The sequence below is a fragment of the Nocardia sp. CA-290969 genome (assembly GCF_050936135.1).
GTDB lineage: Bacteria > Actinomycetota > Actinomycetes > Mycobacteriales > Mycobacteriaceae > Nocardia.
In genome coordinates, this window is the sequence record NZ_JBNJNJ010000001.1 from 4,133,944 (window position 1) to 4,150,707 (window position 16,764).

The following is a 16,764-nucleotide window of genomic DNA, read 5'->3' on the forward strand; positions in this document are numbered from 1 at the left end:
TCGTAGTTGATCAGGGGTCGGGTTATCAGGCGGCCCAGGCGATTTCGGTGGCCGTCGCGGCACGGTGCAGGGCAGCGGCCAGCCGGGCATTCTCGGGAGCGTTGAAGGCGAAGGCGGCGCGGCGGCGGGTGTAGCCGTAGGTGAGGCCGCTGTGCGGATCGGCGAAGGCATCCGACCCCGCGGAACCGGTGTGCCCGAAGGCGTTTGCGCCGAGGAACGGATACAACAGGCCCTTGGCTTCGAATCCCAGTGCGTAGGGGGCCCGGTCGCCTCGCACCAGGTCCGCTCCGCTGGAATGGATCGCGGAAACGGTGGCGATGGTGGTCAGGGACAGCAGCGGCTCCCGCCCGTCGATACCGGTGGTGGCCGCCGCATACATCGCCGCCAGACCCTGTGCGCTACCGACCCCGCCGGCCGAGCCCTGCCCGAGGCGGCGCAGTGTGGTGTGGTTGGGCAGGGTCATGACATCGGCAGCGGTGAAACCGCGCGCGTTCAGGTTGTAGGAGATCCCGGCCACGCTGTGCGGGTTGGGCGAGTTCGCCGCGAAGGCCGCTTCCATTTCCGCGCTCGCCCGCCACGGCAGGATCGGCAGGTAGCGATGATCGAGTCCCGCCGGTAGGCCCAGGTACACATCCAGTCCGTAGGGGGCGCGGATCCGCTGCTCGAAGAGCTCCTGGATGGTGCTTCCGGTGACCGTCCGCACGACCTGGCCGACGATGGCGTAGGTGACGAACCCGCCGTACCCGTGCACACTGCCGGGCGCGAACCAGGGCCGCTGCCCCACCAGCCGTTCGGCGATGATCTGCTCGTCCGCCAGCTCGGCGACGGTGAAACCACCGTCGGCACCGACGATTCCGGACCGGTGCACGAGCACATCGCGCACCGTGATGTGCTCCTTACCCGCTGCGGCGAACCGCGGCCAATAGTGCGCGACCGGCCGGTCGATATCGAGCGCACCGTCCTGGATCAGCAGCGCGACTACCAGGCCGGCCGCTCCTTTGGAGGTCGAATGCAGCCCGGTCAGCGTGGTCCCGGTGACCTCCTCGCCCGCCCACAGGTCCACCACGCGCCGGCCCCGGACGTACGCGGCGAGCTGCGCGCCGGATTCCCCGTTCTCCTCGGCGACGACGGCGGCGAACTCGGCGCGCACCTGCTCGTACCCGTCGGCGACGGTGCCGTGTACTTCGATCGCGTTCATGGTTTCCGATTCCCTTCGATAGACGCCGAACACCCCGCGTGGCCGGAGCTCCCGGGCTCCGGCTGCTGCCGCGGAAGGTGTTCTGCTGCACTGACGTAGGGTCCGCACAAAACGTGACCGCGGAATACGAAATCGCAGGTAGAAGCGCATATCACTGAAGTCGCCGGGGCCGGCCGAGGCCCTTCCGGGGCGCGGGCGCGGCCGTCCGGCGTTGCGCGGACGGAGTCGACCCGCGTTTCGCGGGTGGTCCCGCGCCGCGGGTCGTCCGGCACCGTACGACAGACCTGTGAAGAGTTAGGGTCACGTTCGTCTTCTCCGGTTCGTCATCGGTACAAGACGAGATCGAGGAGGACACCGTGCACGATGACCAGTTCCTGGCCGAGCGGTTCGAGGAGCACCGCACCCATCTGCGGTCGGTCGCCTACCGCATGCTCGGCTCGGTCACCGAAGCCGACGACGCGGTGCAGGAGGCGTGGCTGCGGCTGGCCCGCACCGACACCTCCGACGTCGGCAACCTGGGCGGCTGGCTGACCACGGTCGTCGGCCGGGTCTGCCTGGATATGCTTCGCGGCCGCAAGTCCCGCCACGAGGAACCCCTCGAAGCCGAGCACCTACCCGACCCGGTCATCGTCAGCGAGACCACTCCCGATCCGGAAAAGGAAGCGCTGCTGGCCGATTCGGTCGGCCTGGCGCTTCTGGTCGTCCTGGAATCACTGAGCCCCGCCGAACGACTCGCCTTCGTCCTGCACGATATGTTCGCGCTGCCCTACGAACAGATCGCCCCCATCGTCGACCGCACCCCGCAAACCGCGAAGAAACTCGCCAGCCAAGCGCGCCGCCGGGTCCAGGGCGCCACCCCGAACCCGAACCCCGACCTCGCCGGTCAACGCCGCGTCGTCGACGCATTCCTCGCCGCGGCCCGCGGCGGCGACTTCGACGAACTACTCCGCTTACTGGACCCCGGCGTGGTGCTACGCGCCGACGCGGGCGAAACCATGCGCGTGATCCGCGGCGCCGCCGCCGTCTCCGGACAGGCCGAGACCTTCCGTCGCATGGCCACCCTCTGCACCATCCACCCCGCCGTGGTCAACGGCGGGGCAGGCCTGGTCAACACCCTGGACGGCAATCCGTTCTCGATCATCGGATTCACCGTCGCCGAGGACCGCATCACCGCCATCGATATCCTCTCGGACCGCGACCGGCTGACCCGCCTCGACCTGTCCGCGATCCTCGGATGAGCGCGTAGGGCCATCACAGAATCGGCGCGGCGCCCGTTGCCGCGACGGAGAGTTCCCACAGCCGTGCGGCCGAGCCGGGATCGACGGCGTAGGCGCGGACGCCACCGTCGTCCATCGGGGTATCGGGGCCGGAGACCCGCGCGACCTCGCAGTCTTCGAGGTACAGCCCGCCGCGTCCGTCGAGCAGCGGTGAGGTGGCGGCCCACAATCCGGTGGCGGCACCTTGGGCGGGCGTTTTGAAATCGGCGCCGATCACGGTGCCGTGCTCGTCGATCCAGCCGCGGTCGATCTGCTCCTGCCGGGTCATCTCCCGCTGCAGCCCGGTGATGATCTTCCCCGGATGCAGCGCGAACGCCCGGACCCCGTCGTTGCGCCCCAGCGCGTCGAGCTGCACCGCGAACAGGGCGTTGGCGGTTTTGGCCTGGCCGTAGGCGAGCCATTTGTCGTAGCCGGTGCGGAAATGCGGGTCGTGCCGGCGGATATCGGTCAGGGTGTGCCCGGCGGAGCTGTTGACGACGACACGGGCCCCGTCGGCGGCGGCCAGCAGCGGGTAGAGCGCGCAGATAAGGGCGAAATGCCCGAAATGGTTCACGGCGAGCTGACCTTCCCAGCCCGGCCCGACCCGGCGCTCCGGTGTCGCCATGACACCGGCGACGGCCATGACGAGGTCGAGCTTGTCCAGGGAATCGCCGATCCGCGCGGCGACGGCGCGCACGCTGCCGAGGTCCGCGAGATCCATGGGGATCACCGCGCAACCGTCCACGTCCGCGAGTACGGCGCGCGCTTCCACCGGCCGGCGGGCCGGAACGACGACACGGGCACCGGCCGCCGCCAAACCGCGGGTGGTTGCCAGTCCGAGCCCGGAGTAGCCGCCGGTCACGAGGGCGGTGGCGCCCGAGAGGTCGATATCGGTGAGTACATCCTGGGCGGTACTGGTGGCGGAGAAGGGTGAGCCGAGCGGCTGTTGTTCGGTGACGGTCATGGGGGCGACCCTAGGAACTAGAGTGAGGTCTAGATCAAGTCCTAGAGTCGACGTATGGCGACTCCCGGCACACGTACGGAACCTCTGGGCATCGGCGAGGTGGCCGAGCGCACCGGTTTGAGCGTGCACGCTTTGCGCTTCTACGAGCGCGAGGGCCTACTGGTCGGGCCGGTCGAACGCACCTCCGGCGGCCGGCGGCGATACACCGTCGCCGATGTCGATTGGCTGCGAATCTGTGTCAAACTGCGCGAATCCGGTATGCCGCTGGCCGACCTCAAACGGTTCGCCGATCTGGTCCGGCAGGGGCCGGGCAACGAGGGCGAACGGCTGCGGCTCCTCGATACCCACCAGCAGCGCGTCGAAGCACAGATCCGGGCGCTGGAGGAATGCCGCTCGATCATCGCTTGGAAGGTCGGGGTCTACGCCGACCACCTCGCCCGCGGCGCCGCCGGCGGGCTCTGGGATCCGACGGCCTGAGAGCCGGGCACATCGGTGGGGCCGGTGGCGCCGCATCCACTCGGCGAACAGCAGCGGCCGGCCGCTTTCTCCGATTCGACGGTCCGCTGCCCGACGGCCTCGCACTGCCGGTGCCACCGGACGATCGCCGGACAGCCGGTGGCGGGACCGAGCGTGAACAGTTCGGCGGCGCCGCCGGTCTCACCCGGCAGGTGTGCCGCGACGAGTCCGGCAGCTACCAACAGGTTACCGTGCCGGTCTCGCTAAAACCGTTGGACCGGAACACTTTCCGGTATGGTGCCCTGACGTGCCCACACAACGAATGCCAGGCCGTCCCACAGCAGGCAGGAAGGAACACAACGCGTCACCGCTCGTGAGGTTCACACGTTGAGCGATACAGCTCCGGGCTTGCAGGGCGATTTTCCCGTCGCACACGGGTACCCGACATCCGCCGGCTCCTACGCCCGGCTGGACGATCCCGCGTTCGCGGCCGATCCGCACCGCGTCTACGCGGAGATGCGCCGCCACGGACCGTTGGTACCGGTCGAGCTTTCCGCGGGTGTGCCGGCGACGCTGGTGATCGGCTACCAGGTGGCGGTGCAGATCCTCAACGACGAGACCCATTTCCCCGCCGATTCCCGCCGGTGGGAGAAGAACGCCGCACCGGATTGTCCACTGCGGCCGATGCTGGGCTATCGCCAGAACGCGCTGCGCACCGCGGGCCTGGAACACGAGCGGTACCGGCGCACCATTATCGCGGCATTGGAAACCGTCGACCTGCACCAGGTGCACGACGCGGTCGCGCGGGCCGCCGAGGCACTGATCAACAGCTTCTGCGAAAAAGGTGCCGCAGACCTGCAGATGGACTACGCGTATCCGCTGACCTTCCGGGTGCTGAGCGAACTGCTGGGCTTTCCCGAAGACGCCGCCGCGGCGGCCTACGAGGGGATGGCCGCGATGCTGGAGGGGGTAGGCGCCGAGGAGGGGCAGCAGCGTTTCGTCGAGGCGCTGGTCGGAGTCGTCCAGCAGAAGCAGGCCGCGCCGGGCGACGATCTGACCTCGGAGCTGCTGCGGCATCCGGACGGGCTCGACCTCATGGAGATGGTGAATCAGGCCGCGCTGCTGTTCTCGATGGGTACGGAACCGACCTGCAATCTCATCCTCAACGCGCTGCTGCTGATGATGACCGACGAGCAATACGGCGGCGAGGTCATCAGCGGTGCCATGGACACCCGCGACGCCATCGATGCCGTGCTGTTCGAGGACCCACCGCTGGCGAACTGGTGCGTGAGCTACCCCATCCAGCCGCAACTGGTCGGCGATACGTGGCTGCCCGCCGACCAACCGGTGGTCATCAGCCTGGCCGCGTGCAACAACGATCCCGCCGTCTCCGGCGGTGACCGCCGAGGCAACCGGTCGCATCTGGCGTGGGGCGGCGGTCCGCATGCCTGCCCGGCGCAGACTCTCGCCGGGACGATCGCCGCGCAGGCCATCGACCTGCTGCTCGATGCCCTGCCGGATATCCAGCCGCAAATACCGGCGGAGCAACTGGATTGGCGGCCGGGTCAGTTCCACCGCGCGTTGGCGGCGCTACCGGTCGAGTTTCCACCGTGCCCGCCGATGCGGCTCTCCTGATCTCCCGACAACATCACACCGCTACTCACCGAAAGGCAGGTCCCGGAATGACCGCGACCTCGGAGCACTCCGCAGTATCGACCGGGCAGCAAGCTCGTGAGATCGACGCAGTCGTCGTCGGTGCCGGCTTCGCCGGCCTCTACATGCTGCACAAGTTGCGCGAACTCGGACTCTCGGTGCAGGTGTTCGAAGCGGGCGACGGTATCGGCGGCACGTGGTTCTGGAACCGCTATCCGGGTGCCCGCGTCGATGTGAAAAGCATGTACTACAACTACTCCTTCGACCCGGAGCTCGAGCAGGAGTGGGAGTGGACCGAGAAGCTGCCGCCGCAGCAGGAGTTGCTCCGCTACATCAACCACGTCGCGGATCGTTTCGATCTGCGTAAGGACGTGCAGTTGCGGACCCGGGTCACCACCGCGGTCTACGACGAGTCCGCCGCACGGTGGCGGATCACCACCGATCGGGGCGAGGTCGTCTCGGCGCGGTACGCGATCATGGCGACAGGCTGCCTGTCGGTGCCGAAGATGGTGGAGGTGCCGGGTATCGAGAAGTTCCGGGGCCGCAGCTTCCACACCGGCGAATGGCCCGAACAGGACGTGGACTTCACCGGCCGGCGGGTCGCGGTGATCGGCACCGGTTCCTCCGGGGTGCAGGTGATTCCGCTCGTCGCCGAAGCCGCCGCCGAACTCACCGTATTCCAGCGGACCGCGAACTATGTGCTGCCCGCCGGCAATCACACGATCGACCCCGAATTCCAGCGCGATATCAAATCGCGCTATCGCGAGGTGCGCAAGGCCAACCGGGAATCGTCGTTCGGCATCGCCCGCCCCGAACCCACCAAGGGTGCGCTCGAGGTGAGCGAAGAAGAGCGAAATGCCTTCTACCGCCAGGTATGGGAGGACAAGAACAGCGAGCTGGTGAGCATGCTGACCGGGTTCACGGACACACTCGCCGACGAAGCCGCCAACGAGACAGCCGCCCAGTTCATCCGCGAGCGCATCGCCGAGATCGTGACGGATCCGGCGGTGTCCAAGCTCCTGCAGCCCACCGGCTTGTTCGGCGTCAAGCGCCCGGTCCTGGGGACGAACTATTACGAGACCTTCAACCGTCCCAATGTCCGGCTCGTGGATGTCCGCGCGACCCCGCTCACCGAGATCACCGAGTCCGGGCTCGCGACGACGCAGGAGCGTTTCGAGTTCGACGACATCATCTACGCCACCGGATACGACGCGATGACCGGTGCGCTGGACGCGATCGATATCCGCGGCCGCGGTGGTGCGTCGCTGCGGGAGAAGTGGGCCGCCGGGCCGGTCACCTACCTCGGGCTCGCCGTATCGGGCTTCCCGAACCTCTTCACGATCACGGGCCCCGGTAGCCCCGCGGTCCTGTCGAATATGCTCGTCTCCATCGAACAGCACGTCGACTGGGTGGCCGACGCGATCGAGACGATGCGGTCCAAGGGCGTCACCACCATGGAGGCCGAGGTCGCCGCCGAGCAGGAATGGACCCGCCACGTCGGCGAAGTCGGCGATATGACGCTGTACCCGAAGGTCGACTCCTGGTATGTCGGATCGAATGTGCCCGGCAAGCCGCGGGTGATGTACGCCTACATCGGCGGCGTCGGCGCCTTCCGCGAGAAATGCGACCAGGTCGCCGCCGACGGCTACGAGGGTTTCACCCTGGCGCGGTGACCCGCCTGGAGCACCGGACAGGCCGGGGTCGAAACCGGCCACCTCGATCCGGCCGGAATCCTCGAGAAACCGATACTCGAAATTCCGTCGCTGGTGTTCGGCGGTCCTTCCCCGAGACGCGCCGACCGCGGGCTTGACCTTCCACCCGCTGGAAGGTTCAGGCTGTACTCGTGACCGACCGCGACACCCTGTTCACCATCGGCGAGCTGGCCCGGCACACCGGCCTCGACGCCCGGACCATCCGGTTCTGGTCGGACGAGGGACTGGTGCCACCCACCACCCGCAGCCCCGCCGGGTACCGGCTGTACGACGTCGAAGCCGCCGCCCGGCTCGAGCTGGTGCACACCCTGCGCGACCTGGATATCGATATGGCCACCGTGCGCGCGGTCCTCGACCGGCAGACCGGCCTGGCCGAGGTGGCGGCCGCGCACGCGCGGGCGCTGGACGCCGAGATCCGCACGCTGCGGGTGCGGCGCGCGGTGCTGCGGTCGGTCGCGCAGCGCAACAGCACCACCGAGGAGTTGAGGATCATGCACGAACTCGCCACCCTGTCCGCCGCCGAACGGCAACGAGTCATCGACGATTTCGTCGACGAGACGTTCGCCGGAATCGACCCCGATGCCCCCGGCGCCCATATCGCCAACGGTATGCGGTCGATGCCGGCCACCCTGCCCGACGACCCGACACCCGAACAGGTCGACGCCTGGATCGAACTGGCGGAACTGGTCCGCGACCAGGGTTTCCGGGACCGCTGCCGGGAAATGGCGGTCACCGGCGCCTCCGCCGACGCACAGGTGCCCGAGGCCGATACAGCCGCCGGCACCGCCGCCATGGAGGCCGGCGCGGCCGCGCTGGCGGCCGGAATCGCCCCGGACTCGGCGGCAGCCGCCGATATCCTCGCCCGAGCGCTGCCGGACGTCACCGACCGAACCGCCCTGGCCGACCAGCTGGCCACGTTCACCGACCGCCGGGTCGAGCGTTACTGGTCGCTCCTGGCGATCATCAACGGCTGGCCCGCCCGGCCACCGATGGTCCCGGGCGCGGAATGGCTCATCGCCGCGCTGCGCGCCCACGCATAGGTAACGACAAACCCCGCTTCCGGGAGAATTCCAGGAAGCGGGGTTCATATCGTCGAAATGGGAGGTCGCTCAGGAACCTGTTCCGAACCCGTCGTCACCGAGGGCAGCGGTGAACGCATCCCACGCGGCCGGACCGAAGACCAACGCCGGGCCGGTTGGGTTCTTCGAGTCGCGCACACCCACCATTCCGCCCCCCAGGTGAGCAACTTCGACGCAGTCGTTGCCGCTGGCGCTACGGGTGCTCTTGAACCAGACAGCACCAACCAGTTCAGCCTTCACGATTCGCACTTCCTCCGCCGATTGCGGAAGTGAACGCGTCCCACGCGGCCGGGCCGAACACCAAGGCTGGTCCGGTCGGATTCTTCGAATCCCGCACACCTACCATCCCACTGCGCAGATGGGCAACCTCGACGCATTCTTTGCCACTCGCGCTGCGGCTGCTCTTGAACCATGCTGCGCCGGATAGGTCGTTATTCATGACCGGTGCTCCCTCGCCGTCGCCTCGATGAGGCGATGTGTGTCTCGCTCGTCCAATGCTACGTGCAAGATGGACTGACGGGCGGCCTGATACCTTACGATCTCGCTCGGCTTGTCCAAGTACAACGCTCCGGTGAAGCCCTCGACATACACGACGGGCGGTTCTGTGAGCACCGGATTCAGATGCTCGGGAAACTCCAGGAAGAGAAAATCTTTCGCGTTCAAACCCAGATGATCCGGAGCATCGAGCGGAACAACCCGCAGCGACACATTCGGCAGTACGCACAGTTCGGCGAGGTGGTCCAACTGTTCCGCCATGACCTCTGCTCCACCGACTGGATGCCGGAGCACAGCTTCGCTCAGCACAACCCCCAAAGCGAAACCCGCTTCGTCACGTAGACGCTCCTGACGTCGCTGCAGCAGAAGAACTTCCCGGTCGAGATCCACGGGATTGCCGAGCGTCTGCGCGATCTCCCACATGGCGCGCCGGTAGCCAGGGGTTTGCACCAGCCCCGGCAGTGACATCGTCTGCCAGGTGAACACTTCGCACGCCGCTCGTTCGAGGTCGAGGTACATCTCCACCTCCGGCACCACAGCGTCGGCATAGGATTGCCACCATCCATCCTTCCTGGATTCGTCCACCAGCCAAAGAAGTTCGCGCCGATCGTCGGCACTTGCCTCGTACACATCGCACAGCGCGTTGATGACTATCTTCTTGGTCTCGCTGTTCCGCCCGGTCTCCAACCGCCACAGGGTTTGTGCGCCCATCTCGCAGCTGCGGGCCGCCTTCGCCCGGGTCAACCCGGCCAGCTCGCGCATCTCCCGCAGGCGGCGGCCCAGGACGCGGCGCGGCAGGGTCGGAGGGTTCGGTTCGATCGACATAGGGATGCCGCCTTTCGTTAGCGTTACTCGGGGTTATGTCATGTCGAATGGAACAGTCGAACAGCTTGGAATTACCGATCCATTCGGATCAAATCCATTGTGCGACCGAATCTTACGATCCTCTCCACATTTTCGGAAGTGGATGATCTACTGATCCTGCACCCGCCGTACCGGATACTTCCGCCGTGGAGATTTCCGCACCGGAGGTGATGTCCCAAACGAGTCAGAATTTTCCCCGGAATCGACCGCCGGGGCGTTGTGAAGACCGACAACCGACCCGAACTTGCGAGGCGTCCATGTTTTTCGGCCTACCGGTGACAGATCACCGCCGCATCCCCGTGATGACCGTCGAGAACGCCCATCTCGTCATGCAAACCCATATCGAATGCCCCCTCACCGCCTGCCCGCTCAAACGCCAGGCCAGGGACCGGCTGGTCGAGGAGCGCCGCCTCGTACCCGGAGATCAGGAGTTCCTGGGCTATTGACCGAATTCACCGACAAATCGTCGAATGCAAAACTCCCGCAGAGAATTCAGCATGCAATTTCCATTCCTGATGCATCCGAAGGGGAACAGTCGGCCGATATCGCAGTTCTGACGCGAATCGCCGATGCCCTGCACCGCTGGCAACCACCCGAACGGAGGTCGAATCGTGGCCGATGAACCGGATAGCAGCAATACCGTCGCGACATTCGGCGCACTCGCGATACGCGCCCGCAGGTCCGGATATCAGCTCACTCGCGGATCCCAACGGCCGGAATTCTGGTCGTTGCTGGATGCGGAGGACGGCGAAACCCTGCACACCGCATCGTCTCTCACCGAAATCGCGCGGTACCTCGATGAATGACCCCGAGCTGAGCCCGGAACGATCCGCAGGCCGGTTCTCCGGCGCCCGGCCACGATACGCGCGCCTCGGCTTCGACACCGGAAAGCGGTGACGGTTGTTACCAGACGTCCGGTTCGTCCTCACGGATACGACTCAGCGCGCGATCGATCCATTCGGCGAAACCGGCCGCAATATCCCGCGCACCCGCCGGCCGCACGCTGACATGCTCACGAGTCCGCTTTTCCAGATACCGCCCGTCACCGGTGATGTCGTACCACTGGAACCGGTACCACGGCGCCGGCCGGTCCAGGATCGAACCCACGCGCAGGCCGGCGCCCCCGCCGCCGTCGGCGGGACGCCGAGCCAGCCGCCGGTACTGTTCGCCGGGGCCACGCCGCAACGATTGCTGCTGGTCGCGATCGGTACCGAGATCGTCGATATGGAATGTGCCGGGCGCCTCGCGGCCGGGATCGCACGCCGGCAGCATCCCGGCGAGACGTTTCGGGAGCTGCTCGGCGGCGAACAGGTGGGCATGTACCGGACCGTCGGTACCGTCGATCGCCGACTGCGCCAGCAGCATCCCGTAGCGGCTGTCGCGCGCACCGACAACCCGGTACTCCCGGACCCCGCCCTTCGTCGTCGCCGTCGACGAACCCCGGATCTCGATCCGCAGGTCCGCATCGATCAAGGTGTGCAGCGTGCGGCGGATCATCTCGTGCTCGTCGCGGTCGTAGCGGGCGCGGACCTCCGCGGCGTGCGCTTCATACGGGTTGCGGGTCTTGTACCGGCTGAGATAACGCAGCGGACGCGGGAACCGGTCGATTCCGTCGCGGTACCAGAGCGCGGCGAAATCGTCCGGCTCCCAGATCCATGTGCTCATTGTCGGTGGTGTTTCCTCGATAACGTGGCAGCGGCCGCCGCCTGCGGGTGCCCGGCGCGGGCATACGGTCGCTCAGTCGCGTTCCGCCGGCCGCGCGGCCGGCACATCGCCGCCCAGGACTCCGCCAGGGATCGTCGGCGGCAATTCGCCGAGCAGTTCCTCGGTGTTCTCGGCATTGATCAGGTAGTCCGGGATGTCGTGCTTGTCGTCGTCGCCACCCTGCTGGCCACGACCGGCCATACCCGGCGACATCATCCCCGGCATACCACCGCGCGGTGCGCCGGAATTGGTGGTCCCGGTGGCCGCCGCCACGGGAGCCCCCGCGGTGTTCGGGGCACCGGATACCGTTCGGCCGGGATCGCCGGTGGTCACCGGGCTGCCACTCGGCAAACCCGGTGCACCCGGCGAGCCCGGACCAGTGGTGGTCGTGCTGGGCATGGTGGTGGTACTCGGCGTGGTGGGCACCGGGCTCTCGGTGGTGGACGGAGTCGTGTTCGCGGGCGTCTCACCGGGCTGTTCGGTGCCTGTCGGCTGATCGGTGCCCGCTTCCTCCCCCGGCTGCTCCTCGCCGGGTTCTTCCTCGGTGGGGTTCTCGCCCGCCGGTTGGCCGGTATCCGTCCCCGTGGGATTGCCGCCCGGATTTGTGGTCGTACCACCGGGTCCGGGCTGGTCACCATTGCCGTTATCGGTGTGCAGGGGCTGGGTCGGGTTCACCGGGACAGGCAGGACCGGTATGAGCCCGTCTGCCTGCGTGAAGCCGGCCACGTAGTGGTCCTGCATCACCTGCCGGGCCGCTTCCTCGTTATCGGTACGTTCGTTGTCGAAGCCGAAGATGGTCCACTCGTCCATGTGCCATCCCGGCTTTTTCTCGATCACCTCGGGCAGGTTGTTCTGGGTGCGCATAATCGCCACCACGGCGTTCTCGACCTGAACCGAAAGAGCATGCAGCACGGGAACCAGGTCTTCGGCCCTTTTGGCGTAGTTGTCGATCGCCTGCCGCGCCTGCTCCGCGGCCGTACCCTCCCAGGCCGCAGCACTCGACCGCCGGATCCGCGAAGCGAAAACCGTGACGCCGTTCTCCCACTGCTGCGCGATCTGCCCGTATTGATCCGACGCCATCATCCCGTGGTCACCGGGCACCAGCGGCTTGAACGCACCATTGATCTCCTGGTGGGAGAACCCGCCGGGTTTCTCCGGGTCATTGATCTTCGGACCCTCGTTCGTAAAGGTCATAGCGCCCCCTGTTTCGAACAGACTGATCTACTACGCAACCTCGTCCCACCCTCTACGGAATCGGGAACGGCGGGGGCAGCTGCAACGGCACCGAAGGCGGCGCAGCCGCCATCAACTCGTTGTACCGCGCCGCGAACGCGTCATCGGTCTCCATGTACCGCTGCGCTATCACGCGGTGCAACTCCTGGATATCCACGACGATCTGATAATGCTGCTCCAAGATCGCATGAACATCGTTGCCGTCGCCGGATTCCATAGCTTTGTGCCGGAAACGGCCTACGAGGGTTTTCGCCGAGTGAAGGTCGGGATTGTTCTCGCCGAGATCCCATCGCTCACGTCTCCAGATATCCTCGGCGGCGGTCTGCAGCTCGCGGATCAGGAGTTTGAACCCCTCACAGTCCCGCTCCATATACACGAACTCTTCTGCGTTGACCCGAATCGCGTCACCCGCTGCACCTGATCCGAGATTTACCGACAACCGGCCCTCCTGAGCTTCGGTCAGCAGATCCTCCAGCGGCCGCGGCGGCTTATCCTCACTCACGGCCGACTCCCTCCATAATTCCGATCAAATCCACACCGACCCGATACATGGCTCACTCATCCGGGAGCAGCGGGGCAACTTTCTCCGCCAAACCGAGTGCCAGCCCGCAGGTGTCCAGTTGCCCTGTCTTGGCATTGGACGCCGGATTACTCATCGACAGTTCGAGGCTCCCCCCGGCCATCTCCACATAGAAGGTGCATGATGCCCGTTTATCGGATTGGTCGACAGCATCCACCGCTATCGCGGGCCGACCGTCCACGGTGTATTCATTCCGTACAGCGAACTCGTCGTTACCTCGCACCGCTCCGAGCGTGAGGTTGGTCGTCGTGATCCCGACCGCGTAGCTGTCCGGCGCCACGTACCGACATCCCCGCCATTTGATCCCCTGAGCCCCATCGACATTCGCATCCGTAACCCCGCGCCGCAGATCCTCCGACGCCAGCACGTCCTGCGGAATATCGGTACACGGATCGAATGATGACGGCGCCTCCGCCGCAATCGCCAACCCGGTCGTCGTGGTCACCGGCGTCGCCGTGCCCTCATTATCGGTACCGCACCCCCCGACCAGCAGCGCAATCCCCGCACCGCACACGATCGCGCGGATCGACCGACCAACGGTCATCACAAACCTCCCGACACCGGTAGTCCAGTACATCGAACGGGAACCGGCCGGCCCCCCGCGTCCCGCCGACCCTATCACCACGGGGTAGCCCGCATCAGGTCCAGACCGCTGCCGAATCGGCCTCAGCGGACCGGTCCACAGGTCACTGCCAACAGCCTGCCCGGTCCGGCAGCGCACGCCGAAATGGGCCGCTGGCCTGCGCCGGGCATCAGTACCTACTCTTGTCGATCCGAATTTTTGCGCGGTGTCAGCGAGTATTCAGCCCGCCGTCGCCGGGCCGGTCGAGTACGAGCACCATGACGGAGATTCCGACGATAGTTCCAGTCACGCGACGACATCGGCTTCGCGTTCGAAACGGCGGGACAGTTCCGGGTCGGCGTAGACCTCACTTCGCGCGTCCTTCGGTAACGGGTGGCACAATCTGGGCGGTTCGACCGGCCGGAAATTTTTTTTCCGGGTCCGTGGAACCGGGTGGTGTTCAGCGGCGTCGGTATGGGTGATGGTTCTGTTGTCGAAGTGGAGGGGGCTTCCCGTGCGCCGCTCGTTTACGCGTCTCGGATGCGGTCGCCGGGGCCGGGTCACTGGTCGTCCGGTGGTTGTGGTGGTGTGCTGAATGGGTATCGAGATCCCCGAAGCCTTGCAGTGGGTCTGTAAATACGTTGCCGGTGCCGGTGATTGGCCCGAGGGCGATGAAACCGCGATGCGCCGGGTGGAAGCGGCCTGGACCCAGTTGGCGACCGATCTGACCGAGATCGGCCCCGACGCCAACCACGCCATCGACCAAGTGCTGGCCGCGATCGAAGGCGACACCGCCCAAGCCATCAGCGACCGCTGGACCGAACTCGGCCACGGGCAGGGCGCGTTCGACGGGTTGATCAAACATATCGAAACCTTGGCCGATGAGATCGGCGACGGCGCCGCCGATATCGAACACACCAAACTGGTGATCCTGGCCAGCCTCGCGATCTTCGCTGTGGAGATGGCGATCCTGTTGGCTGCCGCGTCCACCGGTATCGGCGCTCCCGCGGCGGGGGCGAGGGCCGCGGTCGCGCAAACCGTCACCCGGGTCGCGGTCCGCACCGCGATCAAACAACTGCTGCAACGGCTGATTTCGAAGGCCGCGGTGAAAGCCGCTGCGCGTGCGGCGGTGCGTGGGGCGTGGGCGGCGGCGCTGGAGGAAACCGCCCTGGATATCGGGATCAAGGCGGTGCAGGTCGCGGCCGGGCGTCGTGACGACATCACGATGGATGATCTGAAAGAGGCGGGTAAGACCGCGTTGACCGCCGCGGCGACCGGCGCGGTGACCGGGGCGATGGGCCCGGATGGGTTGACCTCTCGCAATGTTCCTGGCGGTCCCGAAGGCGGGAATCCGCTGGCGAATGCTGCGAAGGACGCGGCGAAGGAAACCGTGGCCGGGGTGGCGGGTGAGGTCGCTGGTGAAGCGACCAACGCTGCCCTCAACGACCGTGAGTTCAGTCTGGAACAGGCCCTGTCGCCGGAGAATCTGTCCTCCTCGGCCGCGGCGGGTGTGCAGCGGGGCACGGAAACGTTGGGGGAGAACAACTCCAGCAATAGCGGCGAGGACCCCGACAGCGGGGGCGACGAGTCCTCGAACGAGTCCCCCAACGGTGACAATCCACCGGGTAACGACAGCGACAGCGGCGATTCCGATGATCCCGGCGCCCAGAGTCAGGGACAAAACCAATCCCAAGGTCAGCCACAGACCCAGCAGCCAGGACACCAATCACCATCCACTCAGCCCTCGTCCACCGACACCCAGACCCAACCCTCGTCGACAGGTCAGCAGCCGCCCGGGCAGGCTTCCGACACCGGTGACCAACCCACCGGACAGCAGCCACCCGGCCACGACGCACCCTCGCAGGAAACCCCCGCCGCCACCCCGGAACAGGACTCGCCGACGGGCGACACTGCCGCAGCCCCGCAGGCACCGCCACCTTCCGAAACCGCAGACTCACCACCGGCCCAGCCCACCGAGTCCGGCGCACCTCAACCACAGCAGCCTCAGCCCGCCGACCAGGGCGACCAGGGCGACCAGGGCGACCAGGGCGCACCACAACAGTCCCCCGAGACCGGCGCTCCGCAATCTCCCGACTCCGGTGCCTCGCAGTCGCCCGACTCCGGCACCCAGCAATCCCCCGACTCTGGTACCACGCAGTCGCCCGACTCCGGCACCCCGGAACCCTCTCAGTCGCAAACCCCCGATACCGGCACCCCCACACCCGAAACCCCTCCCGCACAGAACACACCGCCGCCCGGAACCCAGCAGCCGACGTCCAGCCTGAACCTGCCGCCGGACCCACCCCCGCAACAACCTGCCTCGAGCCTCAACCTCGGCCCCGAAACCACGCCCCCGCCCACCGGCACACCCACCAGCCCAAGCCCACAGAACACCCCCGAAACGGCGACCACTCCGGGAACCGCCACCCCACCCGCCACGGCCCCAACCACGCCGGGCACCCCAACAACAACCGGTTTGCCGACCACGCCGAACCAACCCGGCACCACCCCGCCGACCACACCGGGCGACATCACCCCCACCGGCGCACCCGTCACTACCGCGCCCACCACCGGCGTCCCGCAAACCCCGGCCACCAATCCCGCACCGGCCACCGCACCGGAAACCACGCCCACCACAACATCCGCCGCCACAGCCACACCGACACCGACAACCCCCAGCCCGGTGCTCACGCCGACCACCCCGGCCGAAACCCCACGCACCCCCACACCCGCAGACTCCGCAACCGGCGCCTCCACCACACCCACCGGTGTTCCGAGGAACCAACCCCGCACCACCCCTCAACGGCTGGGCGACTCCACGCCGGCGACAGACCCCGCCCGCCCACAGAACAGCGACCAGACTCCGGCCACTCCCGGACCAGGTCCAAACACACCGGGCTACGACTACAACATCTACGACCCCGCCAACCACGCCCGCTTCCTCGCCGACTTCTCCCGCCCACCCATCCCCACCCGCCCCACCGACACCGACCCCACACCCAACCGCG

General features: G+C 66.9%; 18 protein-coding genes. 7 read left to right on the top strand and 11 right to left on the bottom strand.

Features of this window, described 5'->3' with window-relative positions; translation table 11 throughout:
* Nucleotides 1–25: 25 nt before the first annotated feature.
* Complete coding sequence (locus ACQEVO_RS18685) at nucleotides 26–1,198, bottom strand: serine hydrolase domain-containing protein (RefSeq protein ID WP_432914969.1); 1,173 nt, start codon at nucleotides 1,196–1,198, stop codon at nucleotides 26–28.
* A gap of 356 nt (nucleotides 1,199–1,554) precedes the next feature.
* Here ACQEVO_RS18685 and ACQEVO_RS18690 point away from each other — a divergent pair, with 356 nt between their 5' ends.
* Nucleotides 1,555–2,436 carry a sigma-70 family RNA polymerase sigma factor gene (locus tag ACQEVO_RS18690; protein WP_432914971.1) on the top strand — a complete coding sequence of 294 codons (882 nt, stop codon included), beginning with the start codon at nucleotides 1,555–1,557 and terminating at the stop codon, nucleotides 2,434–2,436.
* 13 nt (nucleotides 2,437–2,449) lie between these two features.
* On the opposite strand, the gene ACQEVO_RS18695 is transcribed toward ACQEVO_RS18690, so the two are convergent.
* Nucleotides 2,450–3,418 carry an SDR family NAD(P)-dependent oxidoreductase gene (locus ACQEVO_RS18695; RefSeq protein ID WP_432914973.1) on the bottom strand — a complete coding sequence of 323 codons (969 nt, stop codon included), beginning with the start codon at nucleotides 3,416–3,418 and terminating at the stop codon, nucleotides 2,450–2,452.
* A 54-nt stretch (nucleotides 3,419–3,472) separates the two neighbouring features.
* Here ACQEVO_RS18695 and ACQEVO_RS18700 point away from each other — a divergent pair, with 54 nt between their 5' ends.
* The 4 genes from ACQEVO_RS18700 (at nucleotide 3,473) to ACQEVO_RS18715 (ending at nucleotide 8,279) form a co-directional block, all read left to right on the top strand.
* Nucleotides 3,473–3,895, top strand: coding sequence for a MerR family transcriptional regulator (locus ACQEVO_RS18700; protein WP_432914975.1), 423 nt, complete (start codon nucleotides 3,473–3,475; stop codon nucleotides 3,893–3,895).
* Between the two features lie 366 nt (nucleotides 3,896–4,261).
* On the top strand, nucleotides 4,262–5,509 hold the full coding sequence (locus ACQEVO_RS18705) for a cytochrome P450 (protein ID WP_432914977.1): 1,248 nt from the start codon (nucleotides 4,262–4,264) through the stop codon (nucleotides 5,507–5,509).
* Nucleotides 5,510–5,556: 47 nt separating this feature from the next.
* Nucleotides 5,557–7,200, top strand: a complete 1,644-nt coding sequence (locus ACQEVO_RS18710; RefSeq protein ID WP_432914979.1) for a flavin-containing monooxygenase — start codon at nucleotides 5,557–5,559, stop codon at nucleotides 7,198–7,200.
* 170 nt (nucleotides 7,201–7,370) lie between these two features.
* A complete protein-coding gene (locus ACQEVO_RS18715; protein WP_432914981.1) occupies nucleotides 7,371–8,279 on the top strand; it encodes a MerR family transcriptional regulator in 909 nt (302 codons plus the stop codon).
* Nucleotides 8,280–8,348: 69 nt separating this feature from the next.
* On the opposite strand, the gene ACQEVO_RS18720 is transcribed toward ACQEVO_RS18715, so the two are convergent.
* From ACQEVO_RS18720 to ACQEVO_RS18730, 3 genes are read right to left on the bottom strand one after another with little or no spacing between them, the layout of a single operon-like run.
* The gene (locus ACQEVO_RS18720) at nucleotides 8,349–8,558 is read right to left on the bottom strand and encodes a DUF397 domain-containing protein (RefSeq protein WP_432914983.1); all 210 of its coding nucleotides are present in this window, start codon (nucleotides 8,556–8,558) and stop codon (nucleotides 8,349–8,351) included.
* Nucleotides 8,548–8,757 (bottom strand): DUF397 domain-containing protein, encoded by a 210-nt coding sequence (locus tag ACQEVO_RS18725; RefSeq protein ID WP_432914985.1) that lies wholly within the window; start codon nucleotides 8,755–8,757, stop codon nucleotides 8,548–8,550. Before ACQEVO_RS18725 ends, ACQEVO_RS18720 begins: the two co-directional genes overlap by 11 nt.
* The gene (locus ACQEVO_RS18730; RefSeq protein WP_432914987.1) at nucleotides 8,754–9,638 is read right to left on the bottom strand and encodes a helix-turn-helix domain-containing protein; all 885 of its coding nucleotides are present in this window, start codon (nucleotides 9,636–9,638) and stop codon (nucleotides 8,754–8,756) included. Before ACQEVO_RS18730 ends, ACQEVO_RS18725 begins: the two co-directional genes overlap by 4 nt.
* Nucleotides 9,639–9,979: 341 nt before the next feature.
* Between ACQEVO_RS18730 and ACQEVO_RS18735 the strand changes: the two genes are divergently transcribed.
* Together ACQEVO_RS18735 and ACQEVO_RS18740 are read left to right on the top strand one after the other, a co-directional pair.
* Nucleotides 9,980–10,123, top strand: coding sequence for a hypothetical protein (locus tag ACQEVO_RS18735; RefSeq protein ID WP_432914988.1), 144 nt, complete (start codon nucleotides 9,980–9,982; stop codon nucleotides 10,121–10,123).
* A 165-nt stretch (nucleotides 10,124–10,288) separates the two neighbouring features.
* Nucleotides 10,289–10,483: a hypothetical protein gene (locus tag ACQEVO_RS18740; protein ID WP_432914990.1), complete on the top strand. Its 195-nt coding sequence runs from the start codon at nucleotides 10,289–10,291 to the stop codon at nucleotides 10,481–10,483.
* Between the two features lie 97 nt (nucleotides 10,484–10,580).
* On the opposite strand, the gene ACQEVO_RS18745 is transcribed toward ACQEVO_RS18740, so the two are convergent.
* The 6 genes from ACQEVO_RS18745 to ACQEVO_RS18770 form a co-directional block, all read right to left on the bottom strand.
* Nucleotides 10,581–11,342 (bottom strand): ESX secretion-associated protein EspG, encoded by a 762-nt coding sequence (locus ACQEVO_RS18745; protein WP_432914992.1) that lies wholly within the window; start codon nucleotides 11,340–11,342, stop codon nucleotides 10,581–10,583.
* A gap of 72 nt (nucleotides 11,343–11,414) precedes the next feature.
* Nucleotides 11,415–12,575, bottom strand: coding sequence for a WXG100 family type VII secretion target (locus ACQEVO_RS18750; protein ID WP_432914993.1), 1,161 nt, complete (start codon nucleotides 12,573–12,575; stop codon nucleotides 11,415–11,417).
* A gap of 52 nt (nucleotides 12,576–12,627) precedes the next feature.
* Nucleotides 12,628–13,116, bottom strand: coding sequence for a hypothetical protein (locus ACQEVO_RS18755; protein ID WP_432914995.1), 489 nt, complete (start codon nucleotides 13,114–13,116; stop codon nucleotides 12,628–12,630).
* Between the two features lie 52 nt (nucleotides 13,117–13,168).
* Complete coding sequence (locus ACQEVO_RS18760) at nucleotides 13,169–13,771, bottom strand: DUF3558 domain-containing protein (RefSeq protein WP_432914997.1); 603 nt, start codon at nucleotides 13,769–13,771, stop codon at nucleotides 13,169–13,171.
* Nucleotides 13,772–14,216: 445 nt separating this feature from the next.
* Nucleotides 14,217–15,479: a hypothetical protein gene (locus ACQEVO_RS18765; protein WP_432923400.1), complete on the bottom strand. Its 1,263-nt coding sequence runs from the start codon at nucleotides 15,477–15,479 to the stop codon at nucleotides 14,217–14,219.
* A gap of 231 nt (nucleotides 15,480–15,710) precedes the next feature.
* Nucleotides 15,711–15,842, bottom strand: coding sequence for a hypothetical protein (locus tag ACQEVO_RS18770; protein ID WP_432923403.1), 132 nt, complete (start codon nucleotides 15,840–15,842; stop codon nucleotides 15,711–15,713).
* Between the last annotated feature and the right edge of the window lie 922 nt (nucleotides 15,843–16,764).